Source organism: Flavobacterium lotistagni, from assembly GCF_011392125.1.
Lineage (GTDB): Bacteria > Bacteroidota > Bacteroidia > Flavobacteriales > Flavobacteriaceae > Flavobacterium > Flavobacterium lotistagni.
Window position 1 is genome coordinate 99,078 of record NZ_JAAJBU010000005.1, and the last position, 17,538, is coordinate 116,615.

Annotated in this window: 19 protein-coding genes; 4 read left to right on the forward strand and 15 right to left on the reverse strand. The window is 43.0% G+C overall.

Features of this window, described 5'->3' with window-relative positions:
- Position 1 precedes the first annotated feature (1 nt).
- A complete protein-coding gene (locus G4D82_RS07620; RefSeq protein WP_207788141.1) occupies positions 2 to 343 on the reverse strand; it encodes a PadR family transcriptional regulator in 342 nt (113 codons plus the stop codon).
- Positions 344 to 583: 240 nt separating this feature from the next.
- Between G4D82_RS07620 and G4D82_RS07625 the strand changes: the two genes are divergently transcribed.
- Positions 584 to 1,978 (forward strand): alpha-amylase family glycosyl hydrolase, encoded by a 1,395-nt coding sequence (locus G4D82_RS07625; protein WP_166336271.1) that lies wholly within the window; start codon positions 584 to 586, stop codon positions 1,976 to 1,978.
- Here G4D82_RS07625 and G4D82_RS07630 read toward each other — a convergent pair whose 3' ends face one another.
- Together G4D82_RS07630 and G4D82_RS07635 are read right to left on the reverse strand one after the other, a co-directional pair.
- Entirely contained in the window at positions 1,979 to 2,605 is a 627-nt protein-coding gene (locus tag G4D82_RS07630; RefSeq protein WP_166336273.1) for a porin family protein, read from the reverse strand.
- Between the two features lie 59 nt (positions 2,606 to 2,664).
- On the reverse strand, positions 2,665 to 3,789 hold the full coding sequence (locus tag G4D82_RS07635) for a cysteine desulfurase family protein (protein ID WP_166336275.1): 1,125 nt from the start codon (positions 3,787 to 3,789) through the stop codon (positions 2,665 to 2,667).
- A gap of 146 nt (positions 3,790 to 3,935) precedes the next feature.
- On the opposite strand from G4D82_RS07635, the gene G4D82_RS07640 reads away from it, so the two are divergent.
- Positions 3,936 to 4,910 (forward strand): hypothetical protein, encoded by a 975-nt coding sequence (locus G4D82_RS07640; RefSeq protein WP_166336277.1) that lies wholly within the window; start codon positions 3,936 to 3,938, stop codon positions 4,908 to 4,910.
- Between the two features lie 19 nt (positions 4,911 to 4,929).
- On the opposite strand, the gene G4D82_RS07645 is transcribed toward G4D82_RS07640, so the two are convergent.
- Positions 4,930 to 5,487 carry a Smr/MutS family protein gene (locus G4D82_RS07645; protein WP_166336279.1) on the reverse strand — a complete coding sequence of 186 codons (558 nt, stop codon included), beginning with the start codon at positions 5,485 to 5,487 and terminating at the stop codon, positions 4,930 to 4,932.
- Positions 5,480 to 5,662 (reverse strand): hypothetical protein, encoded by a 183-nt coding sequence (locus tag G4D82_RS07650; RefSeq protein ID WP_166336281.1) that lies wholly within the window; start codon positions 5,660 to 5,662, stop codon positions 5,480 to 5,482. Before G4D82_RS07650 ends, G4D82_RS07645 begins: the two co-directional genes overlap by 8 nt.
- Positions 5,663 to 5,752: 90 nt before the next feature.
- Between G4D82_RS07650 and G4D82_RS07655 the strand changes: the two genes are divergently transcribed.
- Both G4D82_RS07655 and G4D82_RS07660 read left to right on the forward strand, forming a co-directional pair.
- A complete protein-coding gene (locus tag G4D82_RS07655; protein WP_166336283.1) occupies positions 5,753 to 6,049 on the forward strand; it encodes a DUF2752 domain-containing protein in 297 nt (98 codons plus the stop codon).
- Between the two features lie 10 nt (positions 6,050 to 6,059).
- Positions 6,060 to 6,398 (forward strand): CCC motif membrane protein, encoded by a 339-nt coding sequence (locus G4D82_RS07660; RefSeq protein WP_166336285.1) that lies wholly within the window; start codon positions 6,060 to 6,062, stop codon positions 6,396 to 6,398.
- A 32-nt stretch (positions 6,399 to 6,430) separates the two neighbouring features.
- Here G4D82_RS07660 and rocD read toward each other — a convergent pair whose 3' ends face one another.
- From rocD to G4D82_RS07710, 10 genes are all read right to left on the reverse strand, one after another.
- Positions 6,431 to 7,675, reverse strand: coding sequence for an ornithine--oxo-acid transaminase (gene rocD, locus G4D82_RS07665; protein WP_166336287.1), 1,245 nt, complete (start codon positions 7,673 to 7,675; stop codon positions 6,431 to 6,433).
- Between the two features lie 127 nt (positions 7,676 to 7,802).
- Positions 7,803 to 8,846 carry a sensor histidine kinase gene (locus G4D82_RS07670; RefSeq protein WP_166336289.1) on the reverse strand — a complete coding sequence of 348 codons (1,044 nt, stop codon included), beginning with the start codon at positions 8,844 to 8,846 and terminating at the stop codon, positions 7,803 to 7,805.
- A 174-nt stretch (positions 8,847 to 9,020) separates the two neighbouring features.
- Positions 9,021 to 10,355, reverse strand: a complete 1,335-nt coding sequence (locus tag G4D82_RS07675; RefSeq protein ID WP_166336291.1) for a DUF6986 family protein — start codon at positions 10,353 to 10,355, stop codon at positions 9,021 to 9,023.
- 137 nt (positions 10,356 to 10,492) lie between these two features.
- Entirely contained in the window at positions 10,493 to 11,341 is an 849-nt protein-coding gene (gene uraD / locus G4D82_RS14400) for a 2-oxo-4-hydroxy-4-carboxy-5-ureidoimidazoline decarboxylase (RefSeq protein WP_207788142.1), read from the reverse strand.
- 2 nt (positions 11,342 to 11,343) lie between these two features.
- The gene (locus G4D82_RS07685) at positions 11,344 to 12,759 is read right to left on the reverse strand and encodes a urate hydroxylase PuuD (RefSeq protein WP_207788143.1); all 1,416 of its coding nucleotides are present in this window, start codon (positions 12,757 to 12,759) and stop codon (positions 11,344 to 11,346) included.
- Positions 12,759 to 13,775, reverse strand: coding sequence for an allantoicase (gene alc / locus G4D82_RS07690; protein WP_166336293.1), 1,017 nt, complete (start codon positions 13,773 to 13,775; stop codon positions 12,759 to 12,761). The genes G4D82_RS07685 and alc overlap by 1 nt, the downstream gene beginning before the upstream one ends.
- Entirely contained in the window at positions 13,757 to 15,082 is a 1,326-nt protein-coding gene (gene allB / locus G4D82_RS07695; protein WP_166336295.1) for an allantoinase AllB, read from the reverse strand. The genes alc and allB overlap by 19 nt, the downstream gene beginning before the upstream one ends.
- 100 nt (positions 15,083 to 15,182) lie before the next feature.
- A complete protein-coding gene (gene moaA / locus G4D82_RS07700; protein WP_166336297.1) occupies positions 15,183 to 16,187 on the reverse strand; it encodes a GTP 3',8-cyclase MoaA in 1,005 nt (334 codons plus the stop codon).
- On the reverse strand, positions 16,177 to 17,091 hold the full coding sequence (gene moaCB, locus G4D82_RS07705; RefSeq protein WP_166336299.1) for a bifunctional molybdenum cofactor biosynthesis protein MoaC/MoaB: 915 nt from the start codon (positions 17,089 to 17,091) through the stop codon (positions 16,177 to 16,179). Before moaCB ends, moaA begins: the two co-directional genes overlap by 11 nt.
- Positions 17,092 to 17,538, reverse strand: coding sequence for a molybdenum cofactor biosynthesis protein MoaE (locus G4D82_RS07710; protein ID WP_166336301.1), 447 nt, complete (start codon positions 17,536 to 17,538; stop codon positions 17,092 to 17,094).

Genomic DNA, 17,538 nt, shown 5'->3' on the forward strand with positions numbered 1-17,538 from the left:
TCTATATCGTTTGGGGTTGTATGTCTAACAAGAATTTCATCGTGTTCATGAAATCGGCCAATTCGCTGATTTTCTCATCAATCGTCGATTTTCCTTTCGGGCTCAGGCTATAGTATTTGCGCACGCGTTTGCCGATATACTCAGTTTCAGTCGTGACTAGTCCGTCGGCTTCGAGCGCATGCAAAGTCGGGTACAGCGCGCCTTCAGTAATCTGGATTTTGTCCGAAGTGAGCTCTTTCACCTTTTGGGTAATCTCGTAACCGTACATGCGTTTGTTATTTTCGAGCTGCTTCAAAACAATCGTTTTCAAAGTGCCTTTAATGAGTTCAGAAGAATAAATCATTTGGTTTTTATTTTTTGGGCGTTGCCGCGCATTGCACATCATCTTGTCTGTTCCGCTAATTCGCGCGGCCGGGCTGTCCGCAGTACGCGGTACTGCTTCCCATCCCTAACGCAGGCCATCCGGAAACAACAACGCAAAAATACATAAGAATATTATGCATACAACAATTGGGCATCTATTTTTTTTCAATTCAATCAAAAAAAGCCTATTTTTAGAAACTGCTTTTAAACCCGTAGCTTTATGAAAACCCTTTACTGTCAAGCCTTAGCATTGGTTTCCACTTTGTGTATCGTGAGTTGTAATTCGCCTAAAAAAAATGAGAGCGATTCGGCAAAAAACCGCTACCAACCCCACGAATATGTCGAACTCAAACATCCGGATTGGGCCAAAAACGCCACAATCTACGAAGTCAATGTGCGGCAATTTACCCCTGAAGGCACTTTCAAAGCATTCGAAAAACACTTGCCCAGAATTAAAGCGATGGGCATCGACATTATCTGGCTCATGCCGATCCACCCGATTGGGGTTGAAAAAAGAAAAGGCACTCTAGGCAGTTATTATTCGGTCAAGGATTATTATGGCGTCAACCCTGAATTCGGCACCAAAGAAGATTTCAAAGCACTCGTCGATAAAATCCACAGCATGGGCATGCACGTAATCATTGATTGGGTCGCGAACCATTCTTCCTGGGACAATGCGCTCGCCAAAGAACATCCGGATTGGTATTCCAAAACACCAGAAGGCCATTTCCAGCCAACACCTTGGTACGATTGGGACGATGTGATTGATTTCGATTACGAAAAACCCGGATTGCGCCAATACATGACCAAAGCTTTGGTGTATTGGGTAAAAGAACTCGACATCGACGGTTACCGTTGCGACACGGCTGGTTTCGTCCCGACCGATTTCTGGGACAACGCCCGCGCCGAAATGGATGCCGTAAAACCAGTTTTTATGCTTGGCGAATGGGAATCGCGCGACTTGCACAAGAAAGCTTTCGACATGACTTATTCTTGGACGCTTTTTGAAAAAATGACTGCAGTAACCAAAGACCACAAACCGCTGGGCGGCCTGATTGAATATATGGCGCACGACGTCAGCACTTTTCCGCGCAATGGTTATCGCATGGTGTTCACAGACAATCACGACATGAATTCCTGGAATGGCAATCAGTTCGCGAACTTCGGCGAAGGTTTGGAAGCTTCAATGGTTTTGTGTGGCACCATCAACGGAATGCCGCTGGTGTATGGCGGACAAGAAGCCGGACTGGATCGTTCGCTTAAATTTTTCGACAAAGACCAAATTGATTGGAGCAAGCTGCCTTACGAAAGTTTGTTCAAGAAGCTCTTCGAACTCAAACACCAAAACCAGGCTTTATGGAATGGAAATGCCGGTGGCGAAATGATCCGCATTTACAATGACAAACCTTTGCAAGTGATTTCTTTTTCCAGAGCAAAAGCCAGCCAACAAGTTATTTCCATCATCAATTACAGCGAGCAAGCAGCCGAAGTAACCTTGAATTCAAAATACCAAAAAGGAAATTATACCGAATGGTTCTCCGGCGCTAAAATCGAACTCAAAGGCGACGATAAATTTAAACTAGAACCTTGGAAATATCTGGTGTTGGTGAAGTAATTATTTCATCAGGAAATTCACCCCAAAATTGAAACTGGAACGCACATTTCGGGTGGCGGAATACGCTTCTTTAAAAACTTCCGAAAAGCCATAATTTTCTTCGTATTCAAAGAATATTTTTAGTTTATTGCTCACCGGAATTTTAACTCCAACGCCTAATGCAACTCCAAAGTCTGTGGTGTTGAAACCTTCTTTGACGTCGGTTGAGAAACGGGTTTCTTCTGCATTCAATAAAAATCCAGCATAAGGACCAAAGTTCAGGTACCAGTTCTTAGTGCGTCCGAAATGCCAGTTGGCCATCACGGGAATGGTCAGGTAATTCAAGTTAAAATCTGTTTTATAGCTGCTGTCTATTACATTTGGGTCAAAACTGTAAAACTCAATAAAGCCATTGTCCCAACCTTTCTGATCATAAATCAATTTGGTTTTGATACTCCAGGTGCGCGAAAAATAATAATCGGCTGAAACCCCAATATTAAAACCTGATCCAGCATCTGTGCTACCTTCAGAGGAATTTATGGCCGATCTGTTGAATCCGATATTCGAACCAAACTCGACAGTACCTTTTTGTTGGGCATTAATGACTACTGAAAACAAGACAACCAGAACAAATAATGATTTTTTCATGAGACGATTTAAATTTCGATAAACGTATTACATTTTTTTGATTGAGCCAATAAAATCTTCTAAATCGATTGGAGTTGTTCCACTAGATAATCAATATCTTCATTCGCATTGAAATGGCTAAAAGAAATTCTCAGCGATGGCTTTTGAGCTGCGGCTTCATCAAGGATTTCAGCCAATACATGCGAAGGTTTAGCACTACCCGATTGGCAGGCACTACCACGGGAAACCGCAATACCTTTCATGTCAAGATGGAACAACAACATCGCAGTCTTGTCTTGAGAAAAAGGAAGTTGAACATTCAGAATATTATAAAACCCGTCTGGATTTCCATTGATTTTGTAACCAGGAAAATGTTGTTCAAACTGAGAAACTGCATAGGCTTTGAGTGAAGAAATGTATTCTTGATGCACTTCGAGCTGGCTCATACTCAGTTCCAAAGCTTTGGTTAATCCGGCAATATTGTGCAAAGATTCAGTGCCCGGGCGCAGTCCTTTTTCTTGTTCACCGCCGTAAAGCATCGGCTGCATTTCTATGCCTTTTCGAACAAATAGCAACCCAACTCCTTTCGGACCGTGAAATTTGTGCGCGCTGGCGACGATAAAATCAACCGGTAATTCTTGTAAATTAAGTAGTGTTTTACCCACTGATTGTACGGTATCGGAATGAAAATACGCGCCATGTTGTTTACAAATCCTACCGACCAAAGCCAAATCAAGCACGGTTCCTATTTCGTTATTGACGTGCATCAACGATACTAGTGTTTTCTTGTTTTCTGAAAGCAACTGCACCAAATGATTCACGTCGATTTCGCCATTAGGCTGAACCTTTACATAATCCACTTTGATTTTAAATTCGGCTTGCAAAGCTTCAAGTACATGCAACACAGCATGGTGCTCAATTCGGCTCGAAATAATCCGTTCTACTTTTAACTGAACGACCACGTTTCGGAGCACCCAATTGTTAGATTCTGTTCCGCCCGAAGTAAAAATAATTTCTTGCGACAGCGCTCCAATGGCTTTAGCTACAGACTTTCTGGCAAGTTCCAAAACGCCTTTGCCTTGTCGTCCGAAACTGTGTGTCGATGAAGGATTTCCGAAATCTTCTTGCATTACACGAGTCATTTCAGCAATGACTTCCGGAGCAATGGGCGTAGTGGCTGCGTTGTCTAAATACACCTTTTTCATGCCGCCAAAGGTAATGATTTTGACCGTCGCATCGTATTGAATTTAGATTGTCTGTTCTTAATTCATCTCTCTTGATACAATTCGTATTTTAAAACTTGTTCGGGCGAATTAAAATCCTACTTTTGCGATAATAAAATAGCTTAGGCATGAAAAAAATTCTCGGATTACTGGCCCTGATTCTCGTTTTCAGCAATTGCGATGACGGCGATATGACAATTGAAACTATCGATTTTCAAGATGTACAGGCTGCTAGTTGTGGAGAAATTATTTACAAACTCAATGGTAACGAAGCTTTGTACATGAAAATTCCAACCGCTGCCAATGCATTTGCCAATGAAATCACACCCACTGACGAACCAAGAATAATTACAATTGGAAGTTCTGTAAACGTGACTTATCGTGCTTACAACGGAAATGTTACTGCCGCCAATTTGTGCAATTCTCCTGCTCCGATTTCACCAACGGCTACTACTGAATGGACAGCTAGTGCTGGAACTATCGAAATCTCAACTATTGCCGTTTACTCAACACCTGATGCAGTTACCGGAGCTACTAAAATTCTGAAGTATTTGCACAATATCGTGTTTAAAAATATAGTGTTTAACAAACCCGAAGGCACACAGGTATACGAAACTTTCCCGTTTGGCGAATATGCCACCACAGCCACAACTTTGCCTTTGACTTTTAATCCGGACAACGTAGCCGTTTGCCCATCGAACCAATTACTTTACAACGCTGGCAGCAACGACATCGAAGCGATTTACATTCAGAATTTTGATTCGAATCTGTTGAACACTTCTAATTTGGGAACGCCAAAAACAGCACTGATTTCAGCTACCAGCAACAAATTGGTTTATCGCTTATTTGAAACCGCTTTAACCACCACTAATCAAGAATATTTCTGCGGTAGTTCATTACCGAGCACACCAACAGTAACCCAAGAGTGGACAGCCCAAAATGGTGTCGCCGATACAAGCGGTATTATTGAAGTAGTCACTACGACAAACGGTTCTGGATTTTTGCACACCATTACCCTAAAAGCGGTAACCTTCCAAAAAGGCAACAGCACCTTTTATTTAGGCAATTCGATTGTCATAGGAAACTTGTTGACCACAAATTAGATTCTAACAAACAAAAAATTCAACTAAGTTTTGAATTCTGTTTAAAATAAACTTCAGTCGCGCCCATACCGTATTTCTGATAATTAGCATCGCGGAACGAAATGTTCTCGTAGCGACCCAACATAAAGTCGAGTTCGGCTTTCAAAATTCCTTCTCCTACACCGTGTATAAAAATGATTTTTGGAATGCGGTTTCTGATCGCGAATTCTATATGCCGTTTTGCCGTTTCTGATTGCAAAGTGAGAATTTCGTGATGGCTCATCGACCGGAAATTTTTGACGAGCTTTTCGATATGAAGATCAAATTCTGGCGGCGGAATTTCACCTTTTACTTTAAGTTCAGGCACGGGATTCTTCCTTTTAGCAGTTTCTTTTTCTAGTTTAATTTTTTCTGAATTGAAACTTTCGATATTTTTACTTAAACTGCTGGTTTTAAAATTTTTAATCAACTGATTGACAAAATACGTCATCGTAAAACCTTCATCGGTTTCAATGGTAATTTCGTTATTTTTGATTGAAATCACTGTGCCATCGATAGCATCGTCAAGCACTGAAACTTGGTCGCCAATTTTAAACATCGCCTTCCTCCTTTTCTTGATTTTTGCTAGGCGTTTTCGCGCTGAGTTTCATCATCCCAAACATAAAAACCACCACCGCTAAAATGACAATATAAATGTTTTTTTTAGGCTGCCCTACTTCATAAAAAGCAACAATTATTGCCACAATCATTATCGGAATTAGTAATTTTTTCATCTGGAATTGATTTAAGAATCGGTTCAAAAATAGCAACTTTAAATTTGCACTACTGATTTTACAATCATATTTTTTCGTAAAATTGTAAAGATGAAAACGCTGATTTTAGACTTACAAAGGTATATGATTCCGTGCCTGAACAAAAAACTTTTTGGAATCGATTGTCCGGGTTGTGGCACACAAAGAGCCATATTGCAATTGATCAACGGCAATTTCTCGGCTGCATTTCATCAATTTCCGGCCATATATACTACCATTTTACTGTTCGGTTTTCTTGCCTTGCATTATATCGACAAAAGCCGCAATTACCACAAAATTATTATTAGTCTTGCAGTGATTAATGCTATGATTATGATAGTTGCCTATATTTACAAAATGACGCTTTAAAACAAACATCATGGAAAAACAAAAATTACCCAATTCCACAGTCGTTCTTATTTTAGGAATTTTATCAATTTTAACTTGTTGCTGTTGGGGCATCATCGGTTTAGTACTCGGAATCGTTGCCCTGAATTTAGCCAAAAAAGACATTGCTCTTTACACAGAAAACCCCGAGCACTATGATGGCTACTCAAATGTGATTACCGGCCGCGTTTTAGCAATTATCGGAATTGTATTGAGTTCGATTTACTTGCTCATCAATATATATATGTATACGGTTCTCGGTGAAGAAGGCATCAAGGATTTCCAACAAAACCTCATCGAAAAAATCAAACACCAACAAGAAATGGAATAAAACAAAAATCCTCCTGAATCGGAGGATTTTTTTTATGCTTCAAACTGTTTCAGGGTTCGGATTATAATCGATACGCAATCGAGCAGTTGTTCTTCGTTCATGACCAATGGCGGTGCAAATCGGATGATGTTGCCGTGCGTTGGCTTGGCTAATAAGCCGTTGTCGCGTAAAGCCATGCAAATATTCCAGGCTGTATCGCTTTCTTCGGTATCGTTGATGACAATCGCATTGAGCAAACCTTTCCCTCGAACTATGGTTGCGATATTTGAGGTTTGAATGTACTTGCCAAGTTCCTGACGGAAAATTTTACCTAATCGTTCTGCATTTTCAGCCAGATGTTCTTCTTTAACAACTTCTAGTGCCGCAACCGCAACCGCAGCAGCAATTGGGTTTCCTCCAAAAGTTGAACCATGTTGCCCGGGTTTAATGACATTCATGATCGGATTATTGGCCAATACAGCTGAAACCGGATAAACTCCGCCTGACAATGCTTTACCCAAAATCAAAATATCCGGCTGCACGTTTTCGTGGTGAACTGCCAACAATTTTCCGGTTCGTGCAATTCCGGTTTGTACTTCATCTGCAATGAATAGCACGTTATATTTTTCGCAAAGTGCTTTTGCTTGGGCAAGATATCCTTCGTGCGGCACATAAACACCGGCTTCACCTTGAATGGGTTCTACCAGAAAACCAGCGATATTTGCCGAAGATTGTAATGCCTGCTCTAAAGCTTCAATTGAATCATAAGGCACTTTAATAAATCCTTCGGTATAAGGTCCAAAACTTTTGCGCGCGTTTTCGTCGTTAGAGAACGAAATAATGGTGGTCGTTCTTCCGTGAAAATTGCCTTCACAAACAATGATCTGTGCTTGCTGCGGCGCCACTCCTTTGACTTCATAAGCCCATTTCCGGCAAATTTTCAAAGCCGTTTCAACAGCTTCAGCACCAGTGTTCATCGGTAATACTTTATCAAACCCGAAGTAATTTGTAAGGTACTGCTCGTAAGGCCCTAGTTGGTCGTTGTAAAAAGCTCGTGAAGTAAGGGTAAGTGTTTGTGCCTGACGCATCATGGCGCCAACAATCTTCGGATGGCAATGCCCTTGGTTGACTGCGGAATAAGCCGATAAGAAATCGTAGTATTGTTTTCCTTCAACATCCCAAACATAAACGCCGTCGCCTTTGCTGAGTACCACCGGAAGCGGATGGTAATTGTGAGCACCGTATTGGTTCTCGAGCTCCATTAATGCAGCAGAACTTGTTTTTTCTAAAACTGACATGGATAGTATTTTTTAAATAAATGATAACAATTCCTACTTATGGAGAGAAATCATCCAATGCTGTTACAAATCTAGGCAAAAAACTGAGCTTTTGACAATTTTCAGCTATAAATTACTCTTAAGCCAATCAGAAACGAATCGTAAAAGTTGCGCCTTTGTTCGCGCCTTCGCTCGCGGCCATCAATCGGCCTTTGTATCTTTCTACAATGGTTTTACACAAATACAAACCAATCCCTGTGGAAGGTTCGTTGGCCGTACCTTTCTTTTTGTGACTGGTAAATTTTTGAAACAGCGCATCGCTTTGTTCTAAATCGAAGCCCATGCCTTGGTCGTTAATTGTGATAACCAACCGTTCTTTCTTCAGATAATACCGCACCATAATCTCGCTGTCTGGGAAAGAGAATTTAATGGCATTGTCTATTAGGTTGACCAAAACCCGAACGAGAAGTTCCGGGCTAATCAACAACTGCTTTTCGATCACTTCCACCTCAGAAACTAAGCTGATATTTTTTAAAACCAACTGTTGTTTCACCTGCTGTTCCACACTGGCTTGGATGTTTTGAAAATTAATCGAATGCCATTCCGGAACTCCTTTGGTAATCTCATCTTGCGCTTTGAGTAATCGGATAAAATTCTCAATGAAATGCAACTGTTGCGAAGTCGATTGGTAAATGAGTTCAGCAAACTGCTTGATACTCGGAGAAGCGTCTTCTTTTAAGATAAGTTCTGCCAACGATTTTGAATTGCCCGTAAAGGTTCTCAAATCGTGCGACAACAAATAAGTCAAATCTTGTTTTTCGTTGATGTATTTCTCGTTGTCTTGAATCGTTTCCAGAATGTTGCGCATGAGCAAGCCAGCTTCATCTTTATATTCTATCGGAAGCAGCGGCATGGTGCGGTAATTTCTGTAATTATTGAGTGCATCTGATGCCAACTCGATTGGTGTAATCAAACGTTTCAATACCAACAGCGTAATTCCCGTTGCTACCAAGGTCATCAGCAAAGTGAAAATTAACATCGTGACCGGCGAAGTCGAATGGGGCGCAAACAGCACAAAAAACAAAATCCCGATTAGCGGTATATGAATACCCAAAAAGGCAATGAAAAGAAATTTAAAGGCGTAACTATTTTGAAGAAACCCTACTCGGGACAATCTTTTGTATAACTGCATCAGCGTTAATTTGGTTAAGAAATCATACTCACCGCTCCAATTGGGGTGGTTAAAACTACAAAAGATTTTTTTTCAAATCGCAGTCAATCAACAAAATATCGACGTAATGCATGAAAAAAGCCACAACTACCCAAAAGCAATTGTGGCTCGAAACGATTTATAGCTAAGCTTGCGTTATTTCGCCATTCTGTTTTCAAGGATTTTCTTGAACGATCGGCCTCGGATTTCTTCCAGTGTCAAACCGGTAGCCAAAACTTCTTCTTCGGTAATTGCCCCACTATTCAGTGCTCGCAAGAAGTAATTCAACAAACCTTGTCCGGTCGCCGCATCGTCAAACACATCGCCAATCAAAGTCGCACGTGCTGCCTTGTCTACAAAAGTTTTCAAACGCTCTACCGCATCATCGTAGCTTTCTAAAAAGAACGCGTAAACGGCCGCATAACGCATCGGGAACTGCGCCGGGTTCAAATCCCAACCTTGGTAATAACCGTTCCAGAGCGAATGGCGGATATGATCATAACCTTTCTTCCACGCGCGGTGCACCACTTGGCGGTTTTCTTCTTCTTGCTCCGGAGTCAAATCGCCTCGATGCGGGCCAATCGGCATCGTGTTAGTCGCTCCGTCGCTGAGCCAAATTCCGGTATGCGCCAAAGCCACTTTGGTCATGTGGTGCGCAAAATCGCAAACCGGATGGTCCATTTCCTGATATTTGGCTGTAATGCTGCAACTCGCGGTATAGTCATAAGTTCCGAAATGCATCGCCACACACCTGCCCTGCGCCGCCTTGATAAAACGGTATAACGGATTGGTGCCGTTGATGTCCATGATAGCCTGTGTCGTTTCGACCATCATTTCCATTTTCAGGATTCCTTTAGTAAGTTTTAGTTCTTCTTCCAAGATTGTAAAGAAATTCGCCAAAGCTTCCGGTTGCTCGGGAATCGTGACTTTGGGCAACATCACCACAAAATTATCGGGCAACTTTCCACCGGTTTCGCCCACCAAAGTTGTCAGGAAAATATCCAACGTGCGCAAACCGCGCTCTTTCATTTCTTCAGTAAAAGGCTTGATGCGGATGCCGATAAAAGGCGAAAGTGTCTTATCCTGCATGCCTTTAGCAACTTCTTTGGCCGCCGTGACTGCCGTGGCATCTTCTTCCTCGTTGCTGCGGTTGCCGTAACCGTCTTCAAAATCGATCCGGAAATCCTCAATCGCCTCCGATTTCAATTTCGCCACGACCTTATCGTAAATGCGCTTGCTGAAATCATTACCGCCAGTGAGCCCGAATGCTTTCCCAAAAACCTCATGGTTGGGCGCATAAGTTTCCAGAATTTCTAAGGCACGCTGGCCCAAAGCAATCGGCGCATCCGATTTGAAAAGGTTCGCCCCGCCATATAAAGTATGTACAGGCTGGCGCTCGCTGCGGTCTCCGGGATAAATCTCGTTAAAAGCCGTATTGGCGGCACGCAAATTCCCGAAAAGCTGTTCTTTTTTATTTTGTGGAATGGTCATTTTTTTATGTTGAATGTTAAATGTTGAATTTTAAATGTATTAAGAAGCTGGAACCTGCTTTCCACTGTATCTTTTCCCGTCTGAAAAGCCGGAAAAAGGATGCCGTTCCAATCAGGGCTAGGGCATCCGGGTCGTGATTAACTTCCGCGGTAAGTGCTGTAACCGAATGGGTTCACCAATAACGGAACATGGTAATGCGTCTGATCGAAAGTCGTGAACTGGATTTCTACTTCGGGGTAAAACGTTTGCGTGTGTGTTTTGCCGTAGTACATACCTGTATCGAAAACCATTCGATACACATCCGGTTTCAGGTTTCTGTTCTGTGGCAACAAATCCGGAATTCTGCCGTCGGCGTTGGTAATGCCTTGCGCAATGGTTTGCCAATGGTGCCCCACTTTTTTCTGCAAACGAATGGAAATGTCTTTTCCAGGTTTTCCAACTGCTGTATCTAAAACGTGCGTCGTAATCTGGCTTACTTTCAAAAACGAAAAATCCGCTTCGGTCAGCAACTTTTTAAAACGGATAATTGTAATCTTAGCCTGCTCGCCCATCGCAATCTCGCGTTCTTCCTCGGGTGAATTCTTCAAACGATCGTGCAGCAATTGCAACATCTCCGTAGCCGATTTACCGGTCGCGCAAACAATAAAGATAAACCCAAATTTCGTCTCGTAATGCATATTCGCCTCGGCCAAAGCTTCGATAGTTTCGGTAGTCGCCACAGCCACGCTGGCCTGCTCTTTTCCGGCGAACTTTTCTGCTAGGCTTTTCACATCGCCAATTTTCGGATGGTGCGTAAACGATTCTAGCCAATCTTCCTTATCGCACTGGTTATACCAGATTTCGGTTGCGGTTTCCACCAATTGCTTCTCATCAGCAAAAGGAAAATGCTGCATCATCGAATCTGCCCATCGTGTCGAACCACAACAAGCAAACAAATGCTCTCGTGCCGTCGTTTTATCTAAAGTATTAAATGCTGCTAATGTCATATTTATTTGGTACTGGCGCCTTGTTCAATCCAACAACGGATCAGTTGGCGCTCTTCTTCAGTCATATTGGTTTTGTTGTTCTGAGGCATCGTTTTGGTCACGACCACTCGCTGCATAATCAAGTCCTTTTTCTTCAAAATGTCTTCGGGCGTGTCATACATGACGCCGTTCGGAGCTACTTTGTATACGTCATCCGTCGGATTAGACGAGTGGCATTGCACGCATCTTTTCTGGATAATTTCATTTACTTCACTGAAAGATACTTCTTTTTTGCAAGCATAAGGATCGGTGCTCGGAGCCGAAATAAAACAAGCCGCCAACAAAATCACCACCGACACCGGCAGGATCCAAACATTCAACTGTCTTTTTTCTTTTAAGTTCAGATAATGCTTCACGCCGGCTGTTCCGAGCGAAATGATTCCGAGCATCAACCAAGGATATTCATAACCGAAAGTAGACGGAAAGTGGTTGCTGACCATCACAAACAAAACCGGCAAAGTGAAATAATTGTTGTGCAGCGACCGCGCCAAGGCATTTTTCCCCAAAGTCGGATCAAGCGGCAAGCCTTTCTTAGCAGCTGCAACCATCGCTTTTTGTGACGGAATGATCACGAAAAATACATTGGCCACCATAATACCACCAATCATCGCCCCAAAATGGATGTATGCCGCGCGCGCGCTGAACACATGGCAGTAAAAAATCGCAAACAAAATCAGTAAGGCAAACCCTATCAAAGCAAACAATTGTTGGTTTTTGATCAGCCTTGATTTGCACATTTGGTCATAAATCAGCCAAGCCACCACAAACGAACCTACGCCGATAGAAATGCCTTGAGCCGCCGAAATATCGAGTACGTTTTTATCGATCAGCAAAGCCGAGGCGTTGAAATAATACACCACGAACAACAGGCAGAATCCGGTCAGCCAAGTAAAATAAGCTTCATATTTGAACCAATGTAAATGTTTCGGAATTTCTTTCGGGGCCACTTTGTACTTTTCCAAATAATAAAATCCGCCGCCGTGCACCGCCCATAGGTTTCCGGCCAATTCATCGCGCACATTCTCAGTTCGGTTAAGCGCATTTTCCAGAAATACGAAATAGAACGAAGCGCCAATCCACGCTATTCCAAAAGTAATATGCATTAATCGAATCACGATATTGAGCCATTCCATCATGTGGCTTTCGAGCGCTGTGTCTTGCACCAAAAGATAAGTATTTACGAGTATTCCGAGAATGGCCAGCAGCATTCCGGTGTACATATAATTCAAACTCGTGGTTTGAATCGGCTCGCCGTCTTCGTTTTCTTTGCCCTTCCCGAAAATGAAATTCGGCATTTTATACGAAAGGTAGCCCAGCGTAATCAGTACGCCAAAATACACTACGTATAAAACCAGCAATATGAAAATATTGACCTTCACTATCGAACGATTTTACCAAAAATTCTAAGTCGGCTCACGCCACCATCGGGAAAAATATTCAATCTAACGTGCGTAATCACTTGACCTTTCTGCACTTCATTGCCAAACTCGTGGATGAAATCGGCATTGAGTTTTTGCTGCGGTAGTAAGATTTGCCAATTGGCATTTTCCAAATTATCAGTATCAGAACAGCACGCTTCAATCGAACAACTATCAGGATAATTCCCTTTGAAATGGCAAGTATCTACAATGATTCGGTCGACGATTCCTTTATGCGCCAATCTCAAAATTACCCAATCGCGGTTGTTTGGCGTACGGTTGCGCTTGGTTTCCCAGCCATCGCCCATGTTTACGCCACGGCCGGGCATGATTAAATTGCCCATCGCGCTGAAAAACATATCGTTGCAGGCCATGGCTTGTCCGCCGTTGATGGCTGCTGCCAAATCGATTTCTTCTGTGGTCGAAACGCTGTTCCAATCTTTGAAAACTTCGCCGTAAACGCGGAACCTCGCCACACCCCCATCAGGATAAATATGCAATCTGAGATGCGTATAAATTTCGTCACTGCTACACTCATAAAAGTTCTGCGAACCCGGATCTAAGTGCGATTTCGGCAAAATCTCTTTCCAAGCTACAGTTTCCCAATTTGTATCTTCGGGCGCATCGGGTAAATAAGCGGCTTCTACAGAGGCATGTGGCGGATGGTTGCCCAAAAAGAAATTCGTATCGATGTCAAAACCGATAATTTTTCCTGAAGTCGCCAATTGGATAATGGCCCAATCGTGACCGGGCGTGCGTTTGCGACGGCTTTCCCAACCGTCCATCCATTTGCCGCGGTCGGTGTATTTGTCGGCTATGAAAATGCCTCGCGTCGGGGCAATCAGGTTTTCTTTTTCTGCGAAGAAATCGTCGGTAGCATACAATACTTTTCCGCCCAATCTGGCTGCTGCCAAGTCAGTAAGCTGTGCAAATGCCGGTGATTCCTTAATGATTTCGGTTACTTTTGTAAAAGCCATTGTCCTTTATTTTTATTTTTTATCAATTGATTCTGATAGACGGTTTCGCCATTCACGATGGTTTGCAACACCACGCCGCTCAAGCTTTCTGCAATATAGGGACTTATTTTATGCCGGAAAAAGATATCGCTTTCCACAATAACCTGACTTTCCTCTGGATTCCAGATCACTAAATCAGCGTCGTTGCCGATAACAATGGTTCCTTTTTTATCGGTTTTAAGAAACTCAGCCGGTTTTGAGGTCAATAGCGGAATAAACTTTTCCAAAGCCATCGTTCCTTTCAAAGCCGTCCAGGAAGCGCTCAGCAAAAACTGAATTCCGGCAATACCACCCCAAGCTTTTTTGAGATTACCTATAGTGATTTCCTTAATATCGGCAGGCGCTGGCGAATGATCGGTGGTGATGAAATCGAGCACTCCGGTTTGAAAAGCTGCTTTCAGATGTTCGTTATTGGCTCGTTCCCGAATCGGTGGTGCACATTTATAAATGGTTTTCCCATCGGGAATTTCTTCAGCGTTGAAGTAAATGTATTGGGAACAAGTTTCAGCAGTAATAGGCAATCCTTCTTTTTTAGCAGCTTCAATCAATGCCAAAGCTTCATCCGAGGCCACGTGAACAATATGCACCGGACAATGATACTTTCTACACATTCGAATCATCAAATCGACCGCATCGTTTTCCCATTTTTTCGGACGGCTGGCCAGATAATGCTGATAACTCGTAGGATGATTTTCGAAATTAGAATCTACTTCAGTGTCGTATAATTCGCAATGCGCCAATAACGGCAAATTGTATTTCGCGATAATCGGCATTGCTTCGTCTAAGTCTTTTTCGGTAACGTTCGGAAACTCATCAATCCCGGAATGTGTCAAAAAACACTTCACGCCTACAACTCCGGCTTTGATTAATGATTCCAAATGGCTTGCATTTCCGGGAATCAGTCCGGCGTAAAAACCTACGTTTACATTGAGTTTACCTTTGGAAGCTTCCAGTTTTTCCTCAAAAGCCGCTAAGGTTGTGGTAACTGGGCTCGCATTGAGTGGCATATCGACAATGGTGGTGGTTCCGCCGGCTGCTGCGGCTTGGGTAGCGGTTTCGAATCCTTCCCACTCGGTGCGCCCAGGCTCATTGATATGCACGTGAACATCAATCACACCAGGCATAATCACAGAATTGAAAAAATCTTCCGCCTCTGGCGATTGTTCAAAAAGGATGTTTGTAATGGTTCCGTTAGCAAAAATTACAGTGGCGGGCTGCAGTTTCCCATCAACCCAAACCCGTCGGCTATAAATGCTTCGTTGCTGCAAAGTGTTCGTTTTAAAAATTCCAACCTACAAATATAGATTTTAATCGAAATAATGCAACTAGACCAGAAATTTTGTTATCAAAATAGTATTGCTCGAACGGCTATCCACCAATGGCAATCATGCTTCGGTTTTGGGAAAATAATTCGGGATTCTGGAACTGCGCGTCGTCTTCCATGCCGCCTCGAACCGGTTTTTTTGAGCGTAGGTTTTGTTGGATTAAAGGAAGAATGGATTCGCCGCGGCGTAAAGTTTCCAGCAAAGGCGTTTCAGAATTTGAGAAAAGACAATTCTTGAGCTTACCATCAGCGGTCAATCGAATGCGGTTACAAGTGCTGCAAAACGGATTGGTGACCGAAGAGATAATCGCAAAACTACCTAAGTAAGAAGCGATTTTGAAATTTTTAGCCGTATCGTTCGGCGCATCTTCAAGGCGTTGGATTTCGTTTACTGCAAACTCAGTTTCCATTTGATGAAGGATTTCCGCATAGGTAACCAATTTTGATTTGTCCCAATCGTTGCCGTTGAAAGGCATGAATTCGATGAAACGAACCTGCACTTTTTTGAATTCCGTCAAAGCGATGAAGTCTAGGATTTCGTTGTCATTAAAATGCTTCATCAAAACCACGTTCAGTTTCACTTGAAAACCTTCGCCAAGCAACAAATTGATGTTTTCAAAGACGGCTTCGAAATAATCCCGGCGCGTGATGCGGTTGAATTTGGCTTTGTCTAGGCTGTCGATGCTGATGTTGACCGTTTTGATTCCGGCTGCTTTAAAAGTATCTATGAAATTCGGAACGAGAATTCCGTTGGTGGTTATGGTTAAATTCACACCTAGTTTCCCCAAACGCAATAAAATATCTTTCGCGTCTTTCCTAACCAAAGGTTCGCCACCGGTGACGCGGATTTTCTTCACACCCAATTGCACGAAAGTTTCAGCTATTTGGAGGATTTCATCGGCGGTCATCAATTGCGGTTTGGGCGTTAAATGAATTCCGTCTTCCGGCATACAATAAGTACAGCGCAAGTTGCAATGTTCCGAGATGGAAATGCGCAGATAATCGTGACCGCGCCCAAAAGCATCCTGCAACGCCGCTTTATTTTCCATGCTGCGAACCGTTGATAATGTCGAACAAATGCAACACCGAAGGAAAAACCGCATCCATCGATTCTGCCGCGCCAGAGGTTGAACCCGGCAAAGCCATCACCAGCATATCGCCTTTGAACCCAACAACTGAGCGTGACAACATTGCATAAGGTGTGCGCTCTTGCCCATAAGAACGAATGGCTTCCTCGATGCCCGGAATGCGTCGGTCGATTAATGGCATTAAGGCTTCGGGTGTGACATCTTTTTTAGATAAACCGGTGCCGCCAGTGAAAATAAGCAAATCGGTTTTTGTGCTCTGAAACTGTTGTACTTGCGCTTGAATCGCTTCGATTTGGTCGGGAATAATCTGATAATACGCAGTTTTTACACCGAACTTCTCCAACTTTTTGAGGATGGTTTTACCGGAAGCATCTGTTTTCGTTCCCACTGAAACGCTATCAGAACAAACGACCACTGCTGCCGAAAGCCGCGAGTAATCTTTACCGGCGAAATCTGATTTTCCACCTTTTTTATGTAGCAGTTTGATAGTGGAAATTTCGACGTTTTTATCTATCGGTTTGAGCATGTCATAAATCGTTAGCGCTACAATCGACGCGCCGTGCATGGCTTCCACTTCAACTCCGGTTTTGTAAATGGTCTTGACTTCAACCTCGATTACAATTGAATCTTGCAAGCATTCGAACTCGATACCTGTGAATTCAATCGGCAAAGGATGACAATCAGGAATTGCGCTCGAGGTATTTTTCACCGCGAACAAACCGGCTGCTTTTGCTGTGGCCAAAACATCGCCTTTGGGAACGGTTTTCTCTACTACCGCGCGAATAGTTTGCGGCGAACCGACTTTGACAATCGCTTGGGCAACGGCCGTTCTGAGCGTGCTGATTTTATGCGTAATATCGACCATTTAAGTATTTTTTTTCCAAGTGTAACTTTCGTCTTCAAAAATCTCTTTGCCAAAAACCGGGGCCTTTTCCTTAATGGCTTCGACCAGAAATTTGAGGGCTTCAAAAGTGGCTTTTCTTCTCGGCGCAGACACAAAAACAAACAAGCAGATTTCTCCTGTTTTCACGTAACCCAAACTATGGTAAATATGCAAACAAGTCAACTCAAAAGTTTCGAACGCAGCTTCACGAATTTCGTGCAACACCGCTTCAGCCATACTTTCATAAGCCGAATATTCAATGCCCGCGACTATTTTCCCATCTATCTCGTCCGCGCGGACTTGACCGAGGAAAATGTTGTGCGCTCCAATGCTGGTTTTGCTTTGGTGTTTGGCAATCGAATCGCCGATGAACGCAGCCGAAATGGCACCGGTAACAAACGAAGATTTTTTTGGTTTTGCTGTTTCCAT

What these genes read in the sequence shown, in the direction of transcription:
- alc (WP_166336293.1), bottom strand. Translation starts at nt 13,775, where the DNA reads ATGGCTTTTACAAAAGTAACCGAAATCATTAAGGAATCACCGGCATTT.
- moaA (WP_166336297.1), bottom strand. Translation starts at nt 16,187, where the DNA reads ATGGAAAATAAAGCGGCGTTGCAGGATGCTTTTGGGCGCGGTCACGAT.
- G4D82_RS07670 (WP_166336289.1), bottom strand. Translation starts at nt 8,846, where the DNA reads ATGCAGTTATACAAAAGATTGTCCCGAGTAGGGTTTCTTCAAAATAGT.
- uraD (WP_207788142.1), bottom strand. Translation starts at nt 11,341, where the DNA reads ATGACATTAGCAGCATTTAATACTTTAGATAAAACGACGGCACGAGAG.
- G4D82_RS07620 (WP_207788141.1), bottom strand. Translation starts at nt 343, where the DNA reads ATGATTTATTCTTCTGAACTCATTAAAGGCACTTTGAAAACGATTGTT.
- G4D82_RS07630 (WP_166336273.1), bottom strand. Translation starts at nt 2,605, where the DNA reads ATGAAAAAATCATTATTTGTTCTGGTTGTCTTGTTTTCAGTAGTCATT.
- moaCB (WP_166336299.1), bottom strand. Translation starts at nt 17,091, where the DNA reads ATGGTCGATATTACGCATAAAATCAGCACGCTCAGAACGGCCGTTGCC.
- G4D82_RS07645 (WP_166336279.1), bottom strand. Translation starts at nt 5,487, where the DNA reads ATGTTTAAAATTGGCGACCAAGTTTCAGTGCTTGACGATGCTATCGAT.
- G4D82_RS07655 (WP_166336283.1), top strand. Translation starts at nt 5,753, where the DNA reads ATGAAAACGCTGATTTTAGACTTACAAAGGTATATGATTCCGTGCCTG.
- G4D82_RS07635 (WP_166336275.1), bottom strand. Translation starts at nt 3,789, where the DNA reads ATGAAAAAGGTGTATTTAGACAACGCAGCCACTACGCCCATTGCTCCG.
- G4D82_RS07710 (WP_166336301.1), bottom strand. Translation starts at nt 17,538, where the DNA reads ATGGAAACAGCAAAACCAAAAAAATCTTCGTTTGTTACCGGTGCCATT.
- rocD (WP_166336287.1), bottom strand. Translation starts at nt 7,675, where the DNA reads ATGTCAGTTTTAGAAAAAACAAGTTCTGCTGCATTAATGGAGCTCGAG.
- G4D82_RS07675 (WP_166336291.1), bottom strand. Translation starts at nt 10,355, where the DNA reads ATGACCATTCCACAAAATAAAAAAGAACAGCTTTTCGGGAATTTGCGT.
- G4D82_RS07625 (WP_166336271.1), top strand. Translation starts at nt 584, where the DNA reads ATGAAAACCCTTTACTGTCAAGCCTTAGCATTGGTTTCCACTTTGTGT.
- G4D82_RS07650 (WP_166336281.1), bottom strand. Translation starts at nt 5,662, where the DNA reads ATGAAAAAATTACTAATTCCGATAATGATTGTGGCAATAATTGTTGCT.
- G4D82_RS07640 (WP_166336277.1), top strand. Translation starts at nt 3,936, where the DNA reads ATGAAAAAAATTCTCGGATTACTGGCCCTGATTCTCGTTTTCAGCAAT.
- G4D82_RS07660 (WP_166336285.1), top strand. Translation starts at nt 6,060, where the DNA reads ATGGAAAAACAAAAATTACCCAATTCCACAGTCGTTCTTATTTTAGGA.